Origin of the sequence: Corynebacterium sp. LK2590, assembly GCF_040946105.1 — a bacterium.
Classification (GTDB): domain Bacteria; phylum Actinomycetota; class Actinomycetes; order Mycobacteriales; family Mycobacteriaceae; genus Corynebacterium.
On the sequence record NZ_JAYWMH010000004.1, the window covers coordinates 12,656 to 33,377 of the forward strand.

A 20,722-nucleotide genomic window follows, 5' to 3' on the forward strand; every position below is an offset into this window, starting at 1 on the left:
AACTACTTCCTGAGCGTGGGGATAATCGGCGGCGAGTGCTTAGACCCAGTGCGGGTCGGGCGGGGTTGGGCTGCGCTGTGCAGTGCGGTGCAGCCCGGTGCAGCGCAGCAGGGTTTAGCCCAGCGCGGCGAAGCCCAGCTCGAGGTCGGCGATGATGTCCTTGACATCCTCGATACCCACCGAGAGTCGGATGGTGGACTGGGCAATGCCGGCCACGCGCAGGCCCTCCTCGTCGGACTGGGAGTGCGTGGTGGTTGCCGGGTGGACCACCAGGGAGCGGGTGTCGCCGATGTTGGCCAGGTTGGAGTGCAGGCGCAGGGCGTCGATGAACGTCCACGCCTCGTCCTTGCCGCCCTCGATGTCGAAGGAGAGCACCGAGCCGGTGTATTCCAGGCCCAGCTTTTCCTTGATCTTGCGGTAGGGGGAGGACTCCAGGCCGGCGTAGTTGACCTTGGTGACCTTGTCGTGGCCTTCCAGGTACTCGGCCACAGCCTGGGCGTTTTCGTTGTGGCGGCGGATGCGCAGGGTGAGGGTCTCTAGGCCGTTGAGTGTCAGCCAGGCGTTGAACGGGGAGATGGCCGCACCGGTGTCGCGCAGGATGCCGGCGCGGGCCTTCAGGGCAAATGCCGGGGCGCCCAGGTCCGCGTACTTGAGGCCGTGGTAGGCCGGATCTGGGGTGACGAAGCCGGGGAAGACCGGCTTTCCGTCGCGTTCGACGGTCCAGTCGAACTTGCCGCCGTCGACGAGGATGCCGCCCAGGGCGGAGCCGTTGCCGGTGTAGAACTTCGTGGTGGAGTTGACCACGATGTCCGCGCCCAGAGCCAGCGGGCGGACCAGGGCGACGGTGGCGATGGTGTTGTCCACGATGAGCGGGACGTTGGCGGCGTGGGCGACCTCGGCAATCGCCGGGATGTCCAGCACGTCGGCCGCCGGGTTGCCGAAGGTCTCGCCGTAGAGAGCCTTGGTGTTCGGCTGGATGGCCGCCTTCCAGGACTCCGGATCGTCCGGGTTGTCCACCAGGGTGAAGTCGATGCCCAGGCGCGGCAGGGTCACGGTGAACAGGGTGGCGGTGCCGCCGTAGAGGTGCGGGGAGGCCACGATGTGGTCGCCGGCGCCGGCCAGCGTCAGGATGGCGGCGGTCTCGGCCGCCTGGCCGGAGGCGAAAGCCACGGCCGCCACGCCGCCCTCCAGGGAGGCGATGCGGTTTTCCAGCGCGTCCTGCGTCGGGTTGGTCAGGCGGGAGTAAATCGGGCCGGCATCGGACAGGCCAAAGCGGGCCGCGGCGTGCGCGGCGTTGTCGAAGACGTAGGACGTCGTCTGGTAAATCGGCAGGTTCCGGGCGTTGTTCTTGCCGTCCAGGTCCTGGCCCACGTGCAGCGCACGCGTGGCGATGTCCCAGTTAGCGAAGTTCGGGTTGGATTCGGTGTTGTCGTATTTCGTCGTCATGCCAGAAACCGTACTAAACCGCTCTGTCTATTACGAAGGACTTTCGGGAAACGTGCAGGTAATAGCGGGAATAAAAATAGACAAATCGGTCGGTTTCTTCAGTGTGGCCGCCTGGCGGGTGGGCTTTCAGTCTATTTGCGGCGTTTCTTGCGACCGCTGATGAGATACCAGCCGCCGAGGATGAGGCCGAAGAAAATGAGTGCCGCAGCAAGAAAGACCATGGCGACGACGACGGTCTGGTGGGGGTTATTGAGGAAGATCATCGACGTGATGGCGGCTAGGAAAATGGCGGCAAATAGCGTGATTAGCCAATTGCGTTTTGTGTGTTCCGTGAAAGACATATTTCAAATACTACGGGAAAAACCGGTTTAAATATCCCGTCGAAGACGGTGGTGTGTTCGAGATAACAGTCCGCGGTGGGCGTAGGGTTCGGTTGTTTTGTGGAAGGGATGAAAGGGGTGAATATAGTGCTAAAATGTTGGTTTTTCCGGGCTGTTTCGTGGGGGTTTGCGGGCTGGGGTAAGGCTTAGCTATTCAATCTTTTGAATGACTCGAAGAGTGGGGAAAACACTTTTTCGTCTATTTAAAACGGGAAAACCCGTAGATAATCGAAGGGAGGTTTCCGGCACAGTGCCGCCTTGTCGCAGCCAGACAACTGTCGTTCTGGAATGCGGGTAATCCGACAAAAGACGGGAAATTATGTCCTCTACAGTTGGCACGGACGATCGTCGTAGACCTGTCCTAAAAGTGAGCAACGTCTGGGTGCAAGGCGTCGCGCTGGTGATGATTTTTGGATTCTTGGTAATGGGTTTCTTGGCTTATCGCACCTACACAGCCTCGATGCCGCTTCCCGACAAAATCGTTTCCCAGTCCTCGGGGGAAACGATTCTCACGAAAGATGAAATCCTCAACGGTCAGGCGCTCTATCAGGCACGTGGCCTACAGCAATATGGCTCCGTCATGGGGCATGGTGCCTATCTCGGCCCGGACTACACCGCTGAATACCTGCGTATGTCGTTGGAAAAGGCGCGGGAGCTCAACGACGAAAATGGAATTCCCGAGTTCGTCGATGACGCAGCAACTCCCGAGGAAGCCGTAAAAGAAGAATTTCGCGCTAACCGCTATGACCCCGAAACCGGGGTTCTCGAGTGGACCGATAACCAGATAGCGGCATTTGAGGCCGCGAAGGATTATTACGCCGAATACTTTGGTCCGCTTTCCAGCGAAAAGGGCTTGCCGTCGGAATTCATTACCGATCCGCAAGACATCAACAACCTGACCGGCTTCTTCGGCTGGACCGCCTGGGCCTCGGCGGCGGAGCGCCCGGGTCAAGACTATTCCTACACCAACAACTGGCCGGCAGAACCCCGCGTGGACAACGGCCCGACCGCAGACCTCGTAGTGTGGTCGGTGCTTTCCTTGATCGCGCTGATCGGTGGTACCGGCCTGATCTTCGCCATCTACGGACGCTGGTCGAAGTCTATTGGCTGGCACGCTGAGGAGACGCCTAATCTCGACTTCACCCAGCCGGGGGAAGTCGGGCTGACCAAATCCCAAAAGATTGTCGCCTGGTTCATCCTGGTGATTGCGGTACTGTTCCTTATCCAGGCCTTGTTGGGCGCAGCGTCGCAGCACTACCGAACAGAGCTCACGGGCTTCTTTGGAATCCCTTTGCAGGAATTGCTCCCGTACAACGTGTCCCGCACGTGGCACCTGCAGTTGTCGCTGCTCTGGACGGCCGGGGGACTGCTTGCTGCCGGCATCTTCTTGTCGTCATTCGTCGGCAAGAAAGAGCCGAAGGGACAGCACTGGTTGGTCTGGTTCCTGCTGGGGGCAATCGCGTTCGTCGTCTTTGGGTCCATGGCGTTTGAGTGGCTTTCTACGATGGGCTACATCGAAGAAGGAACTCTGTTCTCTCAGCAGTGGGAGTTCCTTGACCTGCCGCGGTTCTTCCAAATCCTGCTCACCATCGGCATGTTCGTGTGGATCGGGATCATCTTCCGGCAACTGCGCAGCCGGCTGAAAACTGAGCACAAATCCAACATGCCGTGGTTGTTCTTCTACGCGGGAATTGCCATCCCAGCGTTTTACGCAGTGGGTAACCTGGCGGGTTCGGAAACGCATATTTCGGTAGCGGAATTCTGGCGCTTCTGGGTCGTTCACCTGTGGGTGGAAGACTTCCTGGAACTATTCACGACGGTCATGGTCGCCTACGTCTTCGTCCTACTGGGCGTGATCCGCGAAAAGATTGCGTTGGGCATCATTTTCCTCGACGTGATCCTCTATTCCACCGGCGGCGTGCTAGGTACGATGCACCACCTGTACTTCTCCGGCACGCCGGTCGAGCACATGGCGCTGGGGGCCTTCTTCTCGGCAGCTGAGGTTGTGCCGCTGACCCTGCTGACCGTTGAGGCGTGGACCTTTATGCAGCTCGGCTCTCGCCAGCGCGCTTCCGGTGAGCGCCCGTTCCCGCACCGCTGGGCCGTTATGTTCCTCGTCGCCGTGGGCTTCTGGAACTTCCTCGGCGCCGGTATCTTCGGGTTCCTGGTCAACCTGCCGATCGTGTCCTACTACGAGATCGGCACCGCCCTGACCGCTAACCACGCCCACGGCGCCATGATGGGTGTGTACGGCTTCTTGGCTGTCGGACTATCCGTTTTCGCGCTGCGCTATCTGACGCCACCGGACAAGTGGTCGGAAAAGGGGATGGCCTGGGCCTTCTGGCTGCAGAACCTCGGGTTGCTGTGGATGGTAGTGATTTCCTTGCTGCCGCTAGGCATCCTCCAGCTCTATGAGTCCGTGGCATCTGGCTACGTGGAAGCTCGTTCCCTGGGCTATATCACCGAACCTGGCAACGCCATCATGGAGTGGCTGCGTATGCCTGGCGACGTCCTGTTCCTCGTCGGGATTATTCCGCTCTTGATCGCGGCGCTTCGGGGCGTGCTGTACAACAAGCACATTCCGACCGTCGATGAGCATCCTGCCGATCCGCTCTTCAGTATCGTCACTGCTGAGGAGGAAGAGTACGACGCCTCCCACGCGCCGGGAGCCTCTTCGTCGGTCGGGTTGGTATCCGGTGGCAAGGCGCGTGTTGATTCCGGCCGTGCCGGGAACAACGGTGGGCGTGTGGCCGGTCGACGTTATGGCTATATCGACGAGCGCGGTGCGTTTGTCGAAGAAGAGTCTCCGGATTCCGGCCGCGGTGATTCTGCACCGACAGGCCCGTGGTCCCCTGGCTTTGAATCGAAGACCAACTGGGGCGGAAAGTACAACTCGAAGTGGGGCGGTACCTACCGGTCCGATTCGGTCCAAGATTCCGACCCCTCCGATGACACAAAGAACTAGGGCAGGGAAGTGATGGAAGCTCCTGGCATTTTCACCCTTCTAGCAGTGGTCTATGGGCTTTTCCTCGTGGCCATTGCTTGGGCCTTTGACGGCATGGCGAAGCAAACGTCGAACCGCACGATGGCGAACCGGGCGGGAACCTTTCGTTACCTGGAGGAACACGACGCCTGGCAGTGCCCCGAGGATCAGTGGCTGTGGCCGTCGAGCTTCGATCCCGAAAACCGCGTTATGCGGTACCGGGGAAACCCGACCGTCTGCAATACCTGTCCGGTCAAGGATTTCTGCACGGTGTCGCACCACGGCCGCGAGGTCACCCGCCAGCTAGACCCGTGGCCGCATTCTGACGCGGGGCGTTTCCACCGCGGGATTGCTCTAGCTGTCGCTGCCTTGGGCTACCTACTACCGCTGTGCTCCTTGATTACCAACCATTCGCTGTCTGAGGTGTTAATCATCTTGGCTACCGTGCTGGTTATTTCCGCACTTGGCGTGTACCCGCTGTCCCGGCATTTGTGGAGGACCCCGTCTAACGCGCCCAAGATCGTCGTGCCTGAGCTTGATAACCGTGAAGCTGAGCTGGCCGCACAGATCGACAGGTATGGGTCGAAGTATGGAAAGTCGAAATTCGCTTCGGGCCGTAAGAAGTCCGACATGGAAAGGGAAACTACCTAATGTCTGCTTTTGTATTCTGGCCGGTTGTCATTGGCATCGTTATAGCCTTGCTTGTGGCATTCGCCGCTTACTCGCTCAAGGTCATCAAGCAGTACGAACGCGGCGTGACTTTCCGCTTCGGGCACTTGCGGCCGCTGATGGAGCCTGGGCTGCACTTCCTGTGGCCGGGCATCGACAAGCTGGAGCGCGTGGACCAGAGGGTCGTGACTTTAACCATCCCGCCGCAGGAAATCATTACCAAGGACAACGTCTCCGTCCGGGTAAATGCGGTGGTCATGTTCGAGGTGACCGACTCAGTAAAGGCGGTGCTCGAAGTCGAGAACTACGCTGTGGCGACCTCCCAGATCGCGCAGACTACGCTGCGTACTCTCTTGGGCCGAGCGGATCTCGATGACCTGCTGGCGCACCGCGAGGAACTCAATGAAGACTTGGCCAACATCATCAATGGACAGACCAAGCGTTGGGGCGTGGTAACTCGCATCGTGGAGATCAAGGACGTCGAAATCCCAGAACTGATGCAGCGGGCCTTGGCGCGCGAGGCCGAGGCAGAGCGTGAACGCCGTGCCAAGGTGATTTCCGCCCACGGCGAATTGCAGTCCTCCCGGGAGCTGCGGGAAGCTGCTGACGAGTTGGGGAAGGCCCCAGCTGCCCTCCAACTGCGTTACCTGCAGACCGTGCTGGAGCTCGGGGCGGATCAGAATTCGACGATCGTCTTCCCTCTGCCCATCGACATCATGGGCGGCTTCATGGAGAGTCTGGGGACCTTTTCCAAGGGGTTCAAAGACGCCCACCAAAGCCAGCCCAAGTAACGGTGGGCGGGGCATCGCGGAGCTAATGTGCGGGGGATTGACCGAGAATCTCCTGAAAAACATGTAGGGCAGAAGCAAGCTCAGCGTCGCTCAAGTGCCCGAAGCCGATGACGATGCCGTTGTCGGCCGCCGTGCCGCCCCAGTAGTCGGTCAGGGCGGTCACCGCGAGGCCGCGCTCGGCGGCTGCGGCCACGACCTCGCGGGCCGGGCGGGTGCAGATGACTACGGCGTGCAGGCCGCCGCTGATGGGGCGCACGGCCGGGCCGAGCGCGGAGACCACCAGATCGCGGCGGCGCCGGTAGTCGCGCCGCACGCGCCCGGTGTGCCGGCGCAGCTCCCCGCTGGCCAGAAACTTCGCCAGGGCCGCCTGGGTGATGGCCGCCACCGGCTGCCCGGTGACCGCGCGCACCTGGCGGATGGGGGCGATGAGCCGGTCGGGGACCACCAGGTAGCCGCAGGCGATGGAGGGCGAAATCACCGAGGAGAACGTGCCCAGCAGGACGGCCTGTTCCGGGCCCAGCGTGGCCAGGGCCGGCAGCGGCTGGCCGGCGTAGCGCAGCTCCGAGTCGAAGTCGTCCTCGACCAGGAGGACGTCGTGGCGGCGGGCGAAGGCGACCAGCTCGGTCTGGCGGGCGGCCGGCAGGGAACCGCCGTAAGGGTACTGGTGGCTCGGGGTGATAAGCGCCAGGTCGAGCCCGCCGGCGGGGATGTGCTCGGGCACCCGCAGCCCGTGGTTGTCGGTAGGCAGTTCCACGAGCGCGTGGCCCAGGGCCGGCGGGATCTGGCGCAGGCTGGGATACCCCGGGGATTCCACGCCGACGCGCAGGCGCCCGCCCACCGCGCGCAGTAGGAGGCCCAAGCCCTCGCGGGCCCCGGCGGTGACCATGATGCGGGCGGGATCCACATTGAGCCCGCGCATGTGGCGCAGGTGCGCGGCGATCTCCCGGCGCAGCTCCGCCAGGCCGGCCGGCGCCTGCTCGGTGAGACGGCTGGCATCGGCCGCCGCGGAGCGCCACGCCGCCCGCCAGGCGGGGGTGATAAGGCGCGCGGTATCCGGCAACCCCGGGGTCAGCTGCAGCAGCGCGGCCTTTTCCTCGGGCGCTGGATGCGCGGGGGCGGGCCGCGGGGGAGCGGGGCTTATATCCGGGTGCACGCGGGTGCCGGAGCCGTGCTGGCCGAGTAGGTATCCCTCCGCGATGAGTTGCTCGTAGGCGGTGACCACGCTGCCCCTGGCTACCCCCAGTCGGTGGGCCAGGGCGCGGGTGGACGGCAGCTTCTCGTTCGGCCGGTAGACGCCGTGGGTGATCTGCTCACGCAGCTCAGCGGCGATCCGGGCGGGCAGGGGCAGGGTGTGCATAAAAATCCATAGTAAGTGGTCCAATTCAACACGCCAAAAGTGGCTCTTGTCATAAACCACTTTAGCGGGGTTGGATGTAGTCCATGACTGAAACCCAGAAGAACGCTAACCAGAACGCGCAGGCCCCGGCCGGCGCCCAGACCGCCACCACCCGCGTCAAGCGCGGCCTTGCCGACATGCTCAAGGGCGGCGTCATCATGGACGTGGTGACCCCGGAGCAGGCCAAGATCGCTGAGGACGCCGGCGCCAGCGCCGTCATGGCGCTCGAGCGCGTGCCCGCCGATATCCGCGCCCAGGGCGGGGTGGCCCGCATGTCCGACCCGGACCTTATTGACGGCATCGTCAATGCCGTGTCCATCCCGGTGATGGCCAAGTCGCGCATCGGCCACTTCGTCGAGGCCCAGATCCTGGCGGAGCTGGGCGTGGACTTCATCGACGAGTCCGAGGTGCTCTCCCCGGCGGATTACACCAACCACATCAACAAGTGGGACTTCGACGTCCCCTTCGTCTGCGGTGCCACCAACCTGGGCGAGGCCCTGCGGCGCATCACCGAGGGCGCGGCCATGATCCGCTCCAAGGGCGAGGCCGGCACCGGGGACGTCTCCGAGGCCGTGCGCCACCTGCGCACCATCAAGGGCGAAATCGCCCGCCTGCGCAACCTGGACCGCGACGAGCTCTACGTCGCCGCCAAGGAGCTGCAGGCCCCCTACGACCTAGTCGCCGAGGTCGCCGAGACCGGCTCCCTGCCGGTGGTCCTCTTCGTCGCCGGCGGCGTGGCCACCCCGGCCGATGCCGCCCTGGTCCGCCAGATGGGCGCCGAAGGCGTCTTCGTCGGCTCCGGCATCTTCAAGTCCGGCGAGCCGGCCAAGCGCGCCGCCGCCATCGTCAAGGCTGCCACCGCCTACGACGACCCGGCAGTGCTGGCCGAGGTCTCCCGCAACCTGGGCGAGGCCATGGTCGGCCTGAACGTCGCCGACGTCCCGGCCCCGCACCGCCTGGCCGAGCGCGGCTGGTAAGCCCCCCATGCGCATTGGCGTACTCGCCCTGCAAGGCGGGGTGGAAGAACATCTAGAAATCCTGGGCGGCCTTGGGGCGGTAACCCGCCGGGTGCGGATGCCGCGGGACCTGGACGGCCTCGACGGGATAGTCATCCCCGGCGGCGAGTCCACCGTCATCGACAAGCTGGCCCGCACCTTCGACCTGGCAGGTCCGCTGGCTGAGGCCATCGGCGGCGGCCTGCCCACCCTGGCCACCTGCGCGGGGCTCATCTACTGCGCCCGGGACCTGGACAACCCCGCCCCGGGGCAGCAGACCCTGGGGGTGCTGGACGTGACCGTGCGCCGCAACGCCTCCGGCTCCCAGCGCCACTCCGCGGAGCAGGCCGTGCCCGTCGGCGCGGACCTGACCGTCGACGCCAGCTTCATCCGCGCGCCGATTGTCACCCGCGTGGGCCAGGGAGTGGAGGTGCTCTCCCGCGTGCCCGGGCCGGACGGCGAACCCGCCGTCGTGGGCGTGCGCGCTGGGGCAGTTACCGCGCTGAGCTTCCACCCGGAAGAAAACGGCGATGACCGAGTCCACGCGGCCTGGCTGCGGGCCGCAGCGTTAGTCGGGCACTCTAGCTAAAACGCATGCCGTGGGCCTGCAGCGCGCGCAGGTACGGTCGGCCCAGGCCGGTGGCCGGCGTGAGCACGCCGGTGGTTTCGGGCAGATCCGCGGGCTGGGTGGCCAGCGTGACGGCCGCCTCGGCCAGCATCATCGCGGTGGTCTTGTACCCGGGATCGCCGTCGGCGGCCACGCGGGAGGTGTGCAGCGCGCCGTCGGTGGTCAGCCCCGTGTGGGAGATGACAAAGCCGCCGGCGTCGATGTCCTTCGGGCCCTCGCCCGGCTCCGGGATGAAGCGGGACAGCGGCCGGCGCAGCTTGTCCACCATGATGATGGCGAATCCGGCGGCGGTCGCGGCCTTGAGCAGGTGCGCCTTGATCTTGCCGGCAAGGCCCGTGCCCGTGGGGATGACCTCGCGGTAGCGCATGGGCCCGTAGGCGTGCCCCAGCAGGGAGTTGCTGCGGCGGACCACGCGGGTGTTGAACATGGCCATGAAAAACGGCCCGGCCCACTGCTGCAGCAGCTCGTCGAAATCGACCACCAGGTCCGGCTCGGGCCCCAGATCCGGCTCTTGCTTGTGATCCGGGGACAGCGAATGCGGGCTGTGCAGGATGGCCCCGCCCTTGGGCATGTCCTTGGCGTCCTTGCTGACCGCGCGCATCGAGTCGATGGTGCCGCCGGACAGCCCGCCCTGGAGGTGCTCGACCGCCATGGTCACCTCCGCGAACTCCGGGTAGCCGGCGGAGCTAAACAGGTGGAACATGCCCATATCGGAGGGCACGGAGTCGAACCCGCACGAGGGCACGATCTTCGCCCCGGTTTCCTGGGCGGTGGCGTGCCACTGGTCGATGGTGCGGCGGATGAACAGGGCCTCGCCGCACAGGTCCACGTAGTGGGTCCCATACTGGGCGCAGGCGCGCACGACCTCGTCGCCGTAGCGGGTATATGGCCCCACCGTCGAGATCAGCACCGCGGTGCGCTGGACCAGGGCATCGATAGCCGCGGCGTCCTTCGCGTCGGCGACGATGGCCTCCACCCCCAGGTCCAACGCGGCGAGCTTGTCCGCGTTGCGGCCGGCCACGGCGATCTTCAGCTCCGGGTGGTGGTCCACCAGGTAGCGCGCGGTGGTGGTGCCGACAAAGCTGGTCGCGCCGAACAGGACGATGTCGAATTCACGGTCGTGGGTGCCTTTATCCATGCCCTTCAGGATAACGGCAAAGCCGGCTTCCCGGCGGGGAAACCGTCCTGGGACTCCGGCGCCGCTTGGGGCGGGAAGCTGGGCGACCGGGTTTCCCGCCCCAAGGCATGCGAAAAGCCCCGGGGAAATCCCGGGGCTTAGTGCGCGCTAGGCGGAGAAGGCGAAGTGGTTCCTTAAGCCTTCAGGCCGTCGATGATCTGGTTGTACTTGTCGACCGGGCGCATGACGGAGGTGGTCTTGGCCTCGTCCGGCAGGTAGTAGCCGCCCAGATCCGCCGGGGAGCCCTGAACGTCCAGCAGGGCCTGGGCGATCTCGTCGGCCTGCTCGTTCAGTTCCTTAGCGACGGCGGCGAACTTCTCGGCCAGCTCGGAGTCGTCGGACTGGTTAGCCAGCTCGTCGGCCCAGAAGGCGGCCAGGAAGAAGTGGGAGCCGCGGTTGTCGATCTCGCCGACCTTGCGGGACGGGGACTTGCCCTCGTTCAGCAGGCGCTCGGTGGCGCGGTCCAGGGCGGCGGCCAGGACTCCGGCCTTCTCGTTGCCGTTGGACTGCTGCTCGTGGCGGAAGGACTCGGCCAGGGCCAGGAACTCGCCCAGGGAGTCCCAACGCAGGTGGTTTTCCTCCTCGACCTGCTGGACGTGCTTCGGGGCGGAGCCGCCCGCACCGGTCTCGAAGAGGCCGCCGCCGGCCATCAGCGGGACGACGGAGAGCATCTTGGCGGAGGTGCCCAGCTCCAGGATGGGGAAGAGGTCGGTGTTGTAGTCACGCAGGACGTTACCGGTCACGGAGATGGTGTCCTCGCCGCGGCGGATGCGCTCCACGGAGGTCTTGGTGGCGGCCACCGGATCCATGATCTCGATGTCCAGGCCCTCGGTGTCGTGGTCGCCCAGGTACTTCTCCACCAGGGAGATCAGATTGGCGTCGTGGCCGCGCTCCGGGTCCAGCCAGAAGATGGTCTTCATGCCGGACAGGCGGGCGCGGTTGACGGCCAGCTTGACCCAGTCCTGGATCGGGGCGTCCTTGGTCTGGCAGGCGCGCCAGATGTCGCCGGCCTCGACGTCGTGGGAGATCAGGACGTCACCGGCGGTGTTGACGACCTCGATCTTGCCGTCGGCCGGGGACTTGAAGGTCTTGTTGTGGGAGCCGTACTCCTCGGCCTTCTGGGCCATCAGGCCGACGTTCGGGACGGTGCCCATGGTGGTCGGGTCGAAGGCGCCGTTGGCCTTGCAGTCCTCGATGACGGCCTGGTAGACGCCGGCGTAGGAGGAATCGGGGATGACGGCCAGGGTGTCCTGCTCCTCATCGTTCTTGTTCCACATGTGGCCGGAGGTGCGGATCATGGCCGGCATGGAGGCGTCGATGATGACGTCGGAGGGCACGTGCAGGTTGGAAATGCCCTTGTGGGAGTTGACCATGGCCAGGTCCGGGCCGGCCTCGTAGGCGGCGTCGAAAGCGGCCTTGATCTCTGCGCCGTTGTCCAGCTTCTCCAGGCCGTCGTAGATGGCGCCCAGGCCGTTCTCGCCGTTCAGACCGGCGGCCAGCAGCTCCTCGCCGTACTTGTCGTAGACGTCGGCGAAGAAGGCGCGCACCACGTGGCCGAAGATGATCGGGTCGGAGACCTTCATCATGGTGGCCTTCAGGTGCGCGGAGAAGAGCACGCCCTCTTCCTTGGCGCGCGCGACCTGGGCGCGCAGGAACTCGTCCAGGGCCTTGGCGGACATGAAGGTGCCGTCGATGACCTCCTTGTCCTGGACCTTCAGGCCGTCGAGCAGGACGGTCTCAGTGCCATCCGCGGCGGTGTGCTTGATGGTCAGGGAGTCCTCGCCGTCGATGATGACGGACTTCTCGTTGTGGCGGAAGTCGCCGTCGGACATGGTGGCGACGTTGGTCTTGGAATCAGCGGACCACTCGCCCATGCGGTGCGGGTGCTTCTTGACGAAGTTCTTCACGGCCTCCGGGGCGCGGCGGTCGGAGTTGCCCTCACGCAGTACCGGGTTCACGGCGGAGCCCTTGACGGAGTCGTAGCGGGCGGCGATGTCCTTTTCTTCGTCGGTGGACGGGTTGTCCGGGTAGTCCGGCAGGTTGTAGCCGGCGGCCTGCAGCTCCGCGATGGCCTTCTTCAGCTGGACCAGGGAGGCGGAGATGTTCGGCAGCTTGATGATGTTGGCTTCCGGGCGCTTGGCCAGGGCACCGAGCTGGGCCAGGGCGTCGTCCTGCTTCTGCTCGTCGGTCAGGCGCTCCGGGAACTGGGCGACAATGCGGCCAGCCAGGGAGATATCCGCGGTCTCGACGTCGATCCCAGCGGTGGAGGCGAATGCCTCGACGACCGGCTTGAACGAGTAGGTCGCCAGCAGCGGCGCTTCGTCGGTGCGAGTCCACATGATTTTAGCCAAGGTAAGTATCTCCTCTTGCGTAGTGTCGATTAACTAAAGTACAGCTTGGACCAGTTTACCCCGCCCCAGCGCCGAATTCTATGGATTTTTAGGAACCCGCCCGGCCCAGGCGCCAGTACCCCATAAAAGACACCTGCCGGCGGTCGATGCCGCATTCCTTCACCAAGTAGCGCCGCATGCCGGTCACCACGCCCGATTCCCCGGCGATCCAGTAATAATCGCGCAAAGCCGGACCCGCGGGCGGGAGGGTCTCGCCCGATGACGAAAATTGGGGGGTCTCCCACACCAGGGCGGCGCCCCCGTCGGACTCAGCGGCGTCACGAGCTTTTCCCGCGGGAGCCGGCTTGGCTGCCGATGTAGTCTTTTCTGCCTCGCCTGCCGCAGCATCTGCCGACCCCGCGGTGACCGCCTCCCGCAGCGCGTCGGTGAGCAGGCTCCCGCGCGCGGCGTTGTCCCGGACCTGCCACGTCAGCTCCACCCGGTCGGGCAGCGCGATGTCGCGGGCCTGGGCCTCGGCATCGGCGGCATCGGGCACTTCGATGAAGGCGTGGCCGGCCAGCCCTTCGGGCCACTCGTCGAGGATGCGGGCGATGGCGGGCAGGGCGGTCTCGTCGCCGAAGAGCAGGGCGCGCTCGCTGTGGCCCGGCTGGAATTCGATGCCGGCGCCGGTGGAATCATGCGCCGTCGGCCCGATCAGCCACAGCGTATCGCCGGGCTGGCAGGACTCGGCCCACGCGGAGGCCGGGCCGGGGTTGGCGCCGGCGTGCAGGGCGAAGTCAATATCGACCTCGTCGCCGCGGCGGGCGCGAATGGAATAGGTGCGCATGTCCCCGCGCACGCGGGGATCGAGGCCGCGCCAGGTGGCGAACCAATCCGCCGCGCCCTCGAAACCGGTCAGCGGCTCGGGGCCGGGGATGATGAGCTTGATGCGCAGGTCTCGGATCGGCCCGGCCGGGCCCATGTCCGCCAGCCCGGACAAGGTCACGCGCTGGAAGTTGGGGCTAATGCGCTGGCTGGCCCGGACCCGGGCGAGGAAGGGCAGAAATGGCATGGGGTAGACCTCTAAGAATCTCGATGGAGTCGATGGGGTAGTGGAGTAGGCGGAGTGGGACTAGTGCTGTCTAGCGCGGTTGCTCTTTGACGTGGTGCCGGCCCATGGGCATGACGGCCGGCGTACCGGAGACCGGGTCGGTGATGACCTGGCAGTCGATGCCGAAGACGTGCCGGACGGCGTCGGGGGTAATGACCTCCGCGGGCGCGCCGTGGGCGTAGATGTCGCCGCCGGAGACCGCCACCAGCTCGTCCGAATATCGGGCGGCGAGGTTGAGGTCGTGGAGGACCATGACGATGGTGGTGCCGTTGTCCCGGTTGAGGTCGGTGAGCAGGTCGAGGACCTCGAGCTGGTGCTTGACGTCGAGGTAGGTGGTCGGCTCGTCCAGCAGGAGGATGCCGGTGCGCTGCGCCAGGGCCATGGCGATCCAGACGCGCTGGCGCTGCCCGCCGGAAAGCTCGTCGACGGCGCGCTCGGCCAGCGCGGCGGTGCCGGTGGCCTCCAGGGACTCGGCGACTACCCGGTAGTCCTCCTGCGACCAGCGGCCGAGCAGCCCCTGGTGCGGGGTGCGCCCGCGGCCCACGAGATCGGCCACGATGATCCCGTCCGGGGCGACCGGCGACTGCGGCAGCAGGCCCAGCTGCCGGGCCAGCTGCTTGGTGGGCAGGGAGCTGATGTCGTGCCCGTCTAAGCACACCTGCCCGGAGGTCGGCGCCAGCAGCCGGGACAGGCAGCGCAACAGGGTGGACTTGCCGCAGCCGTTGGGGCCGACGATGGAGGTAATCGCGCCGGGGGTGAGTGTGACCTCGAGGCCGTCCAGGATGGTGCCGTGCCCGTAATCGAGGCGGAGGTCGCGGGCGTGTAATTGACCGGTCATGACTTTCCTAACGCAGGGATCGGTTTAGCGGTGGGATCGGATGAGAACGAGGATTAAGAAGGGCGCGCCCAGCACGCCGGTGATAACGCCGACTGGGTAGCGGGTGCCGAAGAAAAGCTGGCCCGCTAGGTCCGCGGCCAGCACCAGTACCGCGCCGACTAAGGCGGCGGGCCCCAGCGCCGGGAAGCCGCGCGGGATCAGCCAGCGGGCGATAGGCCCGGACATGAAGGCCAGGAACGCGATGGGGCCGGTGGCCGCGGTGGCCACGGAAATCAGCGTGACCGCGCCCAGGATGAGCAGCACGCGCGAGAGGTTGACGCGCAGGCCGAAACCAATGGCCAGCTCGTCGTTCAAGGCCAGCAGGTTGAGCACGTGGGAGAGCACCAGCATGCCGGGGGCGACGACGGCGACCACGACCAGCAGGGGCAGGCCGCGCTCCCAGCTCATGTTGTTGAGGGAGCCGGTGATCCAGCGGGTGGCGGTGTTCAGATCCCACGCGGCGGCCTGGGACAGCGCGTAGTTGACCCAGGCCTGGAGGAGGGCGGCGAAGCCGATGCCGACGAGGATCAGGCGCGTGCCCGAAAAGCCCGACTTCAGGCTGGTGAGGTAGATGATGAGCGCGACCGCCAGCGAGGCCACCAGCGCGAGGGCGGAGGTGGCCGTCTGCGACAGGTGCAGGAAGGTGATCGCGGTGACCCCGGCGGCCGAGGCCCCGGCGGAGATGCCGATGATGTCCGGGGAGGCCAACTGGTTGCGCAGCAGGGTCTGGAAAGTGGCGCCGCCGATGCCGAAGGCGATCCCGGCCGCGACCGCCGCGGTAGCCCGCGGCAGGCGCAGGTCACCGACGGTGAAGGAAGCGCCCGGGACCGTCTGTCCGCGCAGGACGCCCAAAACCTCGCTGGCAGAGTAGGTGGTCTCACCCACCATGAGGGTTATCCACCACAGCGCTAGCACGGCAATACCCAGTAGCGTCAGGGTCACGGCGTAGCGGGCCCGCCGGCGGTTGCGCTGGGCGCGCAGCCGCTCGGCGCTGAGCGCGGGGGAAGGAAGCGTTGTCATGCGAGCTCACGCACCTTGACTTGGCGGACAATCCAGATGAACAGCGGGGCGCCGAGGAGCGGGGTGATGATGCCGACGGCGAGTTCCTCGGGGCGGATGATAAGCCGGCCCACGGTATCGGCCACCGTCAGCAGCACGCCTCCGGCCAGGGCCGAAGCGGGCACCAGCCAGCGGTTGTCGGGGCCCATCAGCAGCCGCATGACGTGCGGGACGATGAGGCCGACGAAGCTGACCGGCCCGGCTAGGGCCGTGGCCGTGCCGCACAGGATGACGGCGCCGACGGTAGCCAGCAGGCGGGTGCGCAGCACCTTGACGCCGAGCCCCGTGGCCACGTCGTCGCCAAGCGCCAAGGCGTTCAGCCCGCCCGTGTGTACCACGACGATCAGCAGGCCCAGCACCAGCAGCGGGCCCGCTATCCCGAGCAGGTCCCACTGGGCGCCGCCCACGGAACCGATCTGCCAGAAGCGGAAGCGGTCCATGACGTCGGTGCGCGGCAGCAGGATGGCGCTGACCAGCCCGGAGCAGGCCGCCGCGGTGGCCGCCCCGGCCAGGGCGAGCTTGAGCGGGGTGGCCCCGCCGCGCCCCAAAGAGCCGACCACGTAGACGAAGACGGCGGCGGCGAAAGCGCCCACGATGGCCACCACCATGGTGCCGAGCGCGCTCGCCAGCCCGCCGAAGGCGATGCCGATGACGACGGCCAAGGACGCGCCGGACAAAACCCCGAAGATCCCCGGATCGGCCAGGGGATTGCGGGTAACCGCCTGCAGGGTGGTGCCGCTGACGGCGAGGGCCGCCCCCACCACCAGCGCCATGACCGTGCGCGGCAGGCGGGTATAGGCCACCGCCTGCTCCGGGGTGGCGGACAGGCCGCGGAGGGCGTCCAGGGCGTCGGCGACGCCGATGGAACGATCTGGCGGGTGGGTCAGTCATTTTTGCGAGGGCGTCCAGGGCGTCGGCGACGCCGATGGAACGGGCCCCGAACATGACGGAGCTGACCGCCGCCGCGACGGCGGCGAGGATCAGCAGGGCGACAACAGCGGAATTTCTAATCTTCAACGGCGTCGTTCAGAATTCGGAAGTAATCGTCGATGGTCTGGGGCAGGGCCAGCGGGGACTCGTTAGCGGCCGCTCCTAGCGGGCCGTCGGGCAGCAGGGCGATGCGGCCGTCGCGGACGGCCGGGATCTTCGACAGCAGTGGATCCTTCTGCATGTCCTCGATGGCCTTGGCGTCCTCGTCCGCGTTGCCGGAGGAGTAGGCGATGAGGAAGTCGACGTCCTCGAACTGCTCGGGGTTTTCGGCCGAGACTTCTTCCCAGAAGCTCTCGGTGTTCTCCGAGTGATCCTTGACGATCTGCGGGGCCTCGAAACCGTGGTCCACGAGGAAGCCCATGCGGGTATCCCCGGTGGTGTAGAAGCCGATCTTCGACTTGTCGGACGCGCCCCCGAAGGCGGTGAACAGCGGCTTGGTCCCCTTGAGCTTCGGGTACTTCTCGAGCGCGGCGTCGACCTGCGACTCCAGATCCTCCAGGAGCTCGCGGCCCTGGTCAGGCTTGCCGAGTGCCTGGGAGTTCAAAGTGACCATGTCCTCCAGCGAAGTCGCCCAGGGGATGTCGGGGTAGGCGACCACCGGGGCGATCTTGGACAAGGTCTCGTAGTCCTCCCGGGTCAGGCCGGAGTAGGCGGCCAGGATAACGTCCGGCTGGGTGTCGGCGACCTGCTCGAAGGGGATGCCGTCGGTTTCGTCGAAGAGCGCGGGCTGCTCGCCGCCGAGCTCGTCGATCTTGTCCTTGACCCAGGGCATCATGCCGTCGTTGTCGTCGTCGCCCCAGGTGACCTTGGCCATGCCGACGGGCACGATGTCGAGGGCGAGCGGGACCTCCTGGTTGGACCAGCCGACGGTGGCCACGCGCTGCGGCGCGTGCTCGATGGTGGTCTCGCCGAAGGCGTGGGTCACGGTGGTGGGGAACTGCGCCGCGTCGGCGTCGTTGGTCACGCTGTCCCCGGAGGCTGAATTGGTCGACGAGTCGCTGCCGGCCTCATCGCTGGAACAGGCCGCCAGTCCGAAGGACAGGCAGGCGGCGGTGGCGATGGCTGCGGCGGTGCGGGCGGCACGGCCGGGGCCGGTGAGGCCGCGGCGACGGGCGGCAGAGGGGAGATGAGAGTTGCTCATGGGCGGGAACCTCCTACGTGGTGCTTGTTTAGGCTTACCTACTTTAGCGGTATGGGCCGGGTGCGCCCTAGTCGCGCCTAGGTGATGTGTGTCACCGGGTCTGCGTGCGCGTTGGAAAGTTCACGGGAATATGGCGCTGACGTGCGAATATATTTGTCGCAGCGTACTCTAAGCCCGATGCGCAACCAATCAGAACCCCAGAAGCGACAGCCCGGGCGGGCCCTGCGCCGCCAGCCGAAGCCGCGGCAGACCGAGATCTCCGAGCTCCGCCGCCGCGTGGTTATGGTCGCACTGGCGCTGGGTGGATTCGGGATCGGCACCACGGAGTTCGTCTCCATGGGCCTGCTACCGCTCATCGCGGACGACTTCGGCATCACCGAGGACCAGGCCGGCCACGCCATCTCCGCGTACGCGCTGGGTGTGGTGGTCGGCGCGCCGCTGATTACCGCGGTCACCGGCCGCACGCCGCGCCGCCGGCTGCTCATCCTGCTGATGATCGCCTTCACTCTGGGCAACGCCCTGTCCGTGGTGGCTGCCAACTACCCGCAGCTGCTGGCCGCCCGCTTCATCGCGGGCCTGCCACACGGCGCGTATTTCTCCGTCGCCGGCCTAGCCGCGGCCTCGATGGCCCCGGCCGGCAAACGCGGCAAGGCCGTGGCCCTGGTGGGCATGGGGCTGTCCGTGGCGACCGTGGCCGGCGTGCCCGCCGCCCAGGCGCTCGGCGTGGCGGCCGGCTGGCACGCGGCCTACCTCCTGGTCGCGCTCATCGGCGTGGCCACCCTGGTGGCCCTGTGGTTCCTCATGCCGCACATGACCCGCATGCCGGCCACGTCCGTGCGCACTGAGCTGGGCGCCTTCGGCCGCAGCCAGGTCTGGCTGACGCTGGCGATGGGCACCGTCGGCTTCGGCGGCATGTTCGCGGTCTATACCTATATCTCTTGGACCATGACCGAGCGCGCCGGCCTAGACCCGTCGCTCATCTGGTTGGTGCTGATGGCCTACGGCATAGGCAACGTGGCCGGCAATTATTTCGGCGGCACCCTGGCCGACCGCAACCTGGAAAAGGGCATCCTGTTCTCGCTGGTGATGATCGCCGTCGTGCTCGTGGCTTTCTACTTCACCTCCCAGTCGCCGGTGCTAGGCGTGCTGAACTTCGGCATCATCGGCTTTTTTGGCTCCTCCCTGGTGCCCTCGCTGCAGATCCGGCTCATGGACGTCGCCGGCGATGCCCAAACCCTCGCCGCCGCGCTCAACCACTCCGCGCTCAACCTGGCGAACGCCTCCGGCGCCGCGCTGGGCGGGGCCGTGGTCGGTGCGGGCCTCGGCTACGCCAGCCCGGCCCTGGCCGGCGCGGGCCTAGCGGTTAGCGCCATCGTCATCTGGTTCATCACCCAGGCCGCCAAGGCCCGCGCCGCGAAAACCCGCTAGCTTACAGGCCTGCTACGGCCTTCCCCAGCGCAGTCCGGCTGCAGTACCGCGCCGCCTGCGCCTTTCTAGTCCCCGCTGTCCGGAAGGAGGGAATTTTTCATGTCCCGTCTCCACGTCCCGCAACCGGCGCTGCGCCGGCGCCCGCGGCCTGTCCAAACCGAGATCACCCCGGCCCGCCGGAAGGTGGTCATGCTCTCGCTGGCCCTGGGCGCGTTCGCCCTGGGTACTACCGAGTTCGCCGCGATGGGGCTGCTGCCGCTTATCGCCGGGGACCTAGGCGTGACGGAGGATCAGGCCTCCGCGGTGATTTCCGCCTACGCCCTGGGCGTGGTGGTCGGCGCGCCCGGCGTGGCCGCGCTGACGGCCCGGCAGCCGCGCCGGCGCCTGGTCATCGTCCTGCTGGCGGTGATCGTGGCCGGCAACGCCCTGTCCGTGGCGGCCGGCTCCTTCCCGGTGCTGCTGGGCGCGCGCTTTGTGGCGGGCATCCCGCACGGGGCGTATTTCTCCGTGGCCATGCTGTCCACGGCGTCGATGTCCCCGCCCAAGGAGCGCGGCCGGGCGCTGGCCTTCGTGGTCACCGGCCTGACCGTGGCCACCATCTTCGGCGTGCCCGCCGCCCAGGCCGTGGGCGATGCCGTCGGCTGGAAGGCCGCCTTCGGGATCGTCGCCGGCCTGGCCGCCGTGGCCCTGGCCCTGCTGTGGGTGGTCATGCCGCACATGACGCTCATGCCGGCGACCTCCCTGCGCACTGAGTTTTCCGCCCTGGCCAACCGCCAGGTCTGGCTGACCCTGGCCATCGGCGTGGTGGGCTTCGGCGGCATGTTCGCCGTCTACACCTACATCACCTGGGTGATGACCGAACGCGCCGGGTTGGACGCGGGCTGGATGTGGCTCATCCTCATGCTCTTCGGCCTGGGCATGACCGCCGGCAACTGGCTGGGCGGCCGGCTGGCCGACTGGAACGTCGAGCGCGGCCTGGTGCTCTGCGTCGGGCTGCTGTGCATCTCCCTGCTGGCCTTCTACTTCGCCTCCACCGCGGTGGTGCCGGCCATCGTGACGTTCATGTTCATCGGCGTTTTCGGCATGGCGCTGCAGCCGCCGCTGCAGGTGCGCCTGCTGGACTACGCCGGCAAGGCCCAGACCCTGGCCGCCGCGTTGAACCAGTCCGCGCTGAACACCGCCAACGCGGCCGGCGCCGCCCTGGGCGGGGCCGTGGTTGGCGCGGGGTGGGGCTACGGCTCCCCGGCGCTGGCAGGCGCGGTGCTCGCCGCCATTGCCGTGGGCATCTGGGCGCTCGCGCAGCGCGCGCGTTAAGCTTTGC

17 protein-coding genes are annotated in these 20,722 nt (G+C 66.5%); 7 read left to right on the plus strand and 10 right to left on the minus strand.

Features of this window, described 5'->3' with window-relative positions; genetic code table 11:
- Nucleotides 1-114: 114 nt before the first annotated feature.
- A complete protein-coding gene (locus VVR85_RS06105; protein WP_368520057.1) occupies nt 115-1,446 on the minus strand; it encodes an O-acetylhomoserine/O-acetylserine sulfhydrylase in 1,332 nt (443 codons plus the stop codon).
- Nucleotides 1,447-1,577: 131 nt separating this feature from the next.
- Entirely contained in the window at nt 1,578-1,787 is a 210-nt protein-coding gene (locus VVR85_RS06110; RefSeq protein ID WP_368520058.1) for a hypothetical protein, read from the minus strand.
- A gap of 358 nt (nt 1,788-2,145) precedes the next feature.
- On the opposite strand from VVR85_RS06110, the gene VVR85_RS06115 reads away from it, so the two are divergent.
- The 3 genes from VVR85_RS06115 to VVR85_RS06125 are packed head-to-tail and all read left to right on the plus strand — an operon-like array spanning nt 2,146 to nt 6,269.
- Complete coding sequence (locus VVR85_RS06115) at nt 2,146-4,791, plus strand: nitric-oxide reductase large subunit (protein ID WP_368520059.1); 2,646 nt, start codon at nt 2,146-2,148, stop codon at nt 4,789-4,791.
- A gap of 12 nt (nt 4,792-4,803) precedes the next feature.
- Nucleotides 4,804-5,460 carry a hypothetical protein gene (locus tag VVR85_RS06120; RefSeq protein WP_368520231.1) on the plus strand — a complete coding sequence of 219 codons (657 nt, stop codon included), beginning with the start codon at nt 4,804-4,806 and terminating at the stop codon, nt 5,458-5,460.
- Nucleotides 5,460-6,269, plus strand: coding sequence for an SPFH domain-containing protein (locus VVR85_RS06125; RefSeq protein WP_368520060.1), 810 nt, complete (start codon nt 5,460-5,462; stop codon nt 6,267-6,269). Before VVR85_RS06120 ends, VVR85_RS06125 begins: the two co-directional genes overlap by 1 nt.
- 22 nt (nt 6,270-6,291) lie before the next feature.
- Here the strand turns inward: VVR85_RS06125 and VVR85_RS06130 are convergent, their stop codons facing one another.
- Nucleotides 6,292-7,626, minus strand: coding sequence for a PLP-dependent aminotransferase family protein (locus VVR85_RS06130; protein ID WP_368520061.1), 1,335 nt, complete (start codon nt 7,624-7,626; stop codon nt 6,292-6,294).
- Nucleotides 7,627-7,709: 83 nt separating this feature from the next.
- Between VVR85_RS06130 and pdxS the strand changes: the two genes are divergently transcribed.
- Together pdxS and pdxT are read left to right on the plus strand one after the other, a co-directional pair.
- A complete protein-coding gene (gene pdxS / locus VVR85_RS06135) occupies nt 7,710-8,642 on the plus strand; it encodes a pyridoxal 5'-phosphate synthase lyase subunit PdxS (RefSeq protein ID WP_368520062.1) in 933 nt (310 codons plus the stop codon).
- A 7-nt stretch (nt 8,643-8,649) separates the two neighbouring features.
- Nucleotides 8,650-9,249 carry a pyridoxal 5'-phosphate synthase glutaminase subunit PdxT gene (pdxT, locus tag VVR85_RS06140; protein WP_368520063.1) on the plus strand — a complete coding sequence of 200 codons (600 nt, stop codon included), beginning with the start codon at nt 8,650-8,652 and terminating at the stop codon, nt 9,247-9,249.
- On the opposite strand, the gene VVR85_RS06145 is transcribed toward pdxT, so the two are convergent.
- The 7 genes from VVR85_RS06145 to VVR85_RS06175 form a co-directional block, all read right to left on the minus strand.
- Nucleotides 9,242-10,426 carry a trans-acting enoyl reductase family protein gene (locus tag VVR85_RS06145; protein WP_368520064.1) on the minus strand — a complete coding sequence of 395 codons (1,185 nt, stop codon included), beginning with the start codon at nt 10,424-10,426 and terminating at the stop codon, nt 9,242-9,244. The genes pdxT and VVR85_RS06145 overlap by 8 nt on opposite strands.
- 173 nt (nt 10,427-10,599) lie before the next feature.
- Nucleotides 10,600-12,816 carry an NADP-dependent isocitrate dehydrogenase gene (locus VVR85_RS06150; RefSeq protein ID WP_368520065.1) on the minus strand — a complete coding sequence of 739 codons (2,217 nt, stop codon included), beginning with the start codon at nt 12,814-12,816 and terminating at the stop codon, nt 10,600-10,602.
- 88 nt (nt 12,817-12,904) lie between these two features.
- Nucleotides 12,905-13,867 carry a siderophore-interacting protein gene (locus VVR85_RS06155; RefSeq protein ID WP_368520066.1) on the minus strand — a complete coding sequence of 321 codons (963 nt, stop codon included), beginning with the start codon at nt 13,865-13,867 and terminating at the stop codon, nt 12,905-12,907.
- A 70-nt stretch (nt 13,868-13,937) separates the two neighbouring features.
- Nucleotides 13,938-14,744 (minus strand): ABC transporter ATP-binding protein, encoded by an 807-nt coding sequence (locus VVR85_RS06160; protein WP_368520067.1) that lies wholly within the window; start codon nt 14,742-14,744, stop codon nt 13,938-13,940.
- Nucleotides 14,745-14,768: 24 nt separating this feature from the next.
- Nucleotides 14,769-15,803: a FecCD family ABC transporter permease gene (locus VVR85_RS06165; RefSeq protein ID WP_368520068.1), complete on the minus strand. Its 1,035-nt coding sequence runs from the start codon at nt 15,801-15,803 to the stop codon at nt 14,769-14,771.
- Nucleotides 15,800-16,729, minus strand: a complete 930-nt coding sequence (locus VVR85_RS06170) for a FecCD family ABC transporter permease (RefSeq protein WP_409338187.1) — start codon at nt 16,727-16,729, stop codon at nt 15,800-15,802. Before VVR85_RS06170 ends, VVR85_RS06165 begins: the two co-directional genes overlap by 4 nt.
- 119 nt (nt 16,730-16,848) lie before the next feature.
- Nucleotides 16,849-17,973, minus strand: a complete 1,125-nt coding sequence (locus tag VVR85_RS06175; protein ID WP_368520069.1) for an iron-siderophore ABC transporter substrate-binding protein — start codon at nt 17,971-17,973, stop codon at nt 16,849-16,851.
- A gap of 177 nt (nt 17,974-18,150) precedes the next feature.
- Here VVR85_RS06175 and VVR85_RS06180 point away from each other — a divergent pair, with 177 nt between their 5' ends.
- Together VVR85_RS06180 and VVR85_RS06185 are read left to right on the plus strand one after the other, a co-directional pair.
- Entirely contained in the window at nt 18,151-19,401 is a 1,251-nt protein-coding gene (locus VVR85_RS06180; RefSeq protein ID WP_368520070.1) for an MFS transporter, read from the plus strand.
- A 99-nt stretch (nt 19,402-19,500) separates the two neighbouring features.
- On the plus strand, nt 19,501-20,715 hold the full coding sequence (locus VVR85_RS06185) for an MFS transporter (protein WP_368520071.1): 1,215 nt from the start codon (nt 19,501-19,503) through the stop codon (nt 20,713-20,715).
- Nucleotides 20,716-20,722 lie beyond the last annotated feature (7 nt).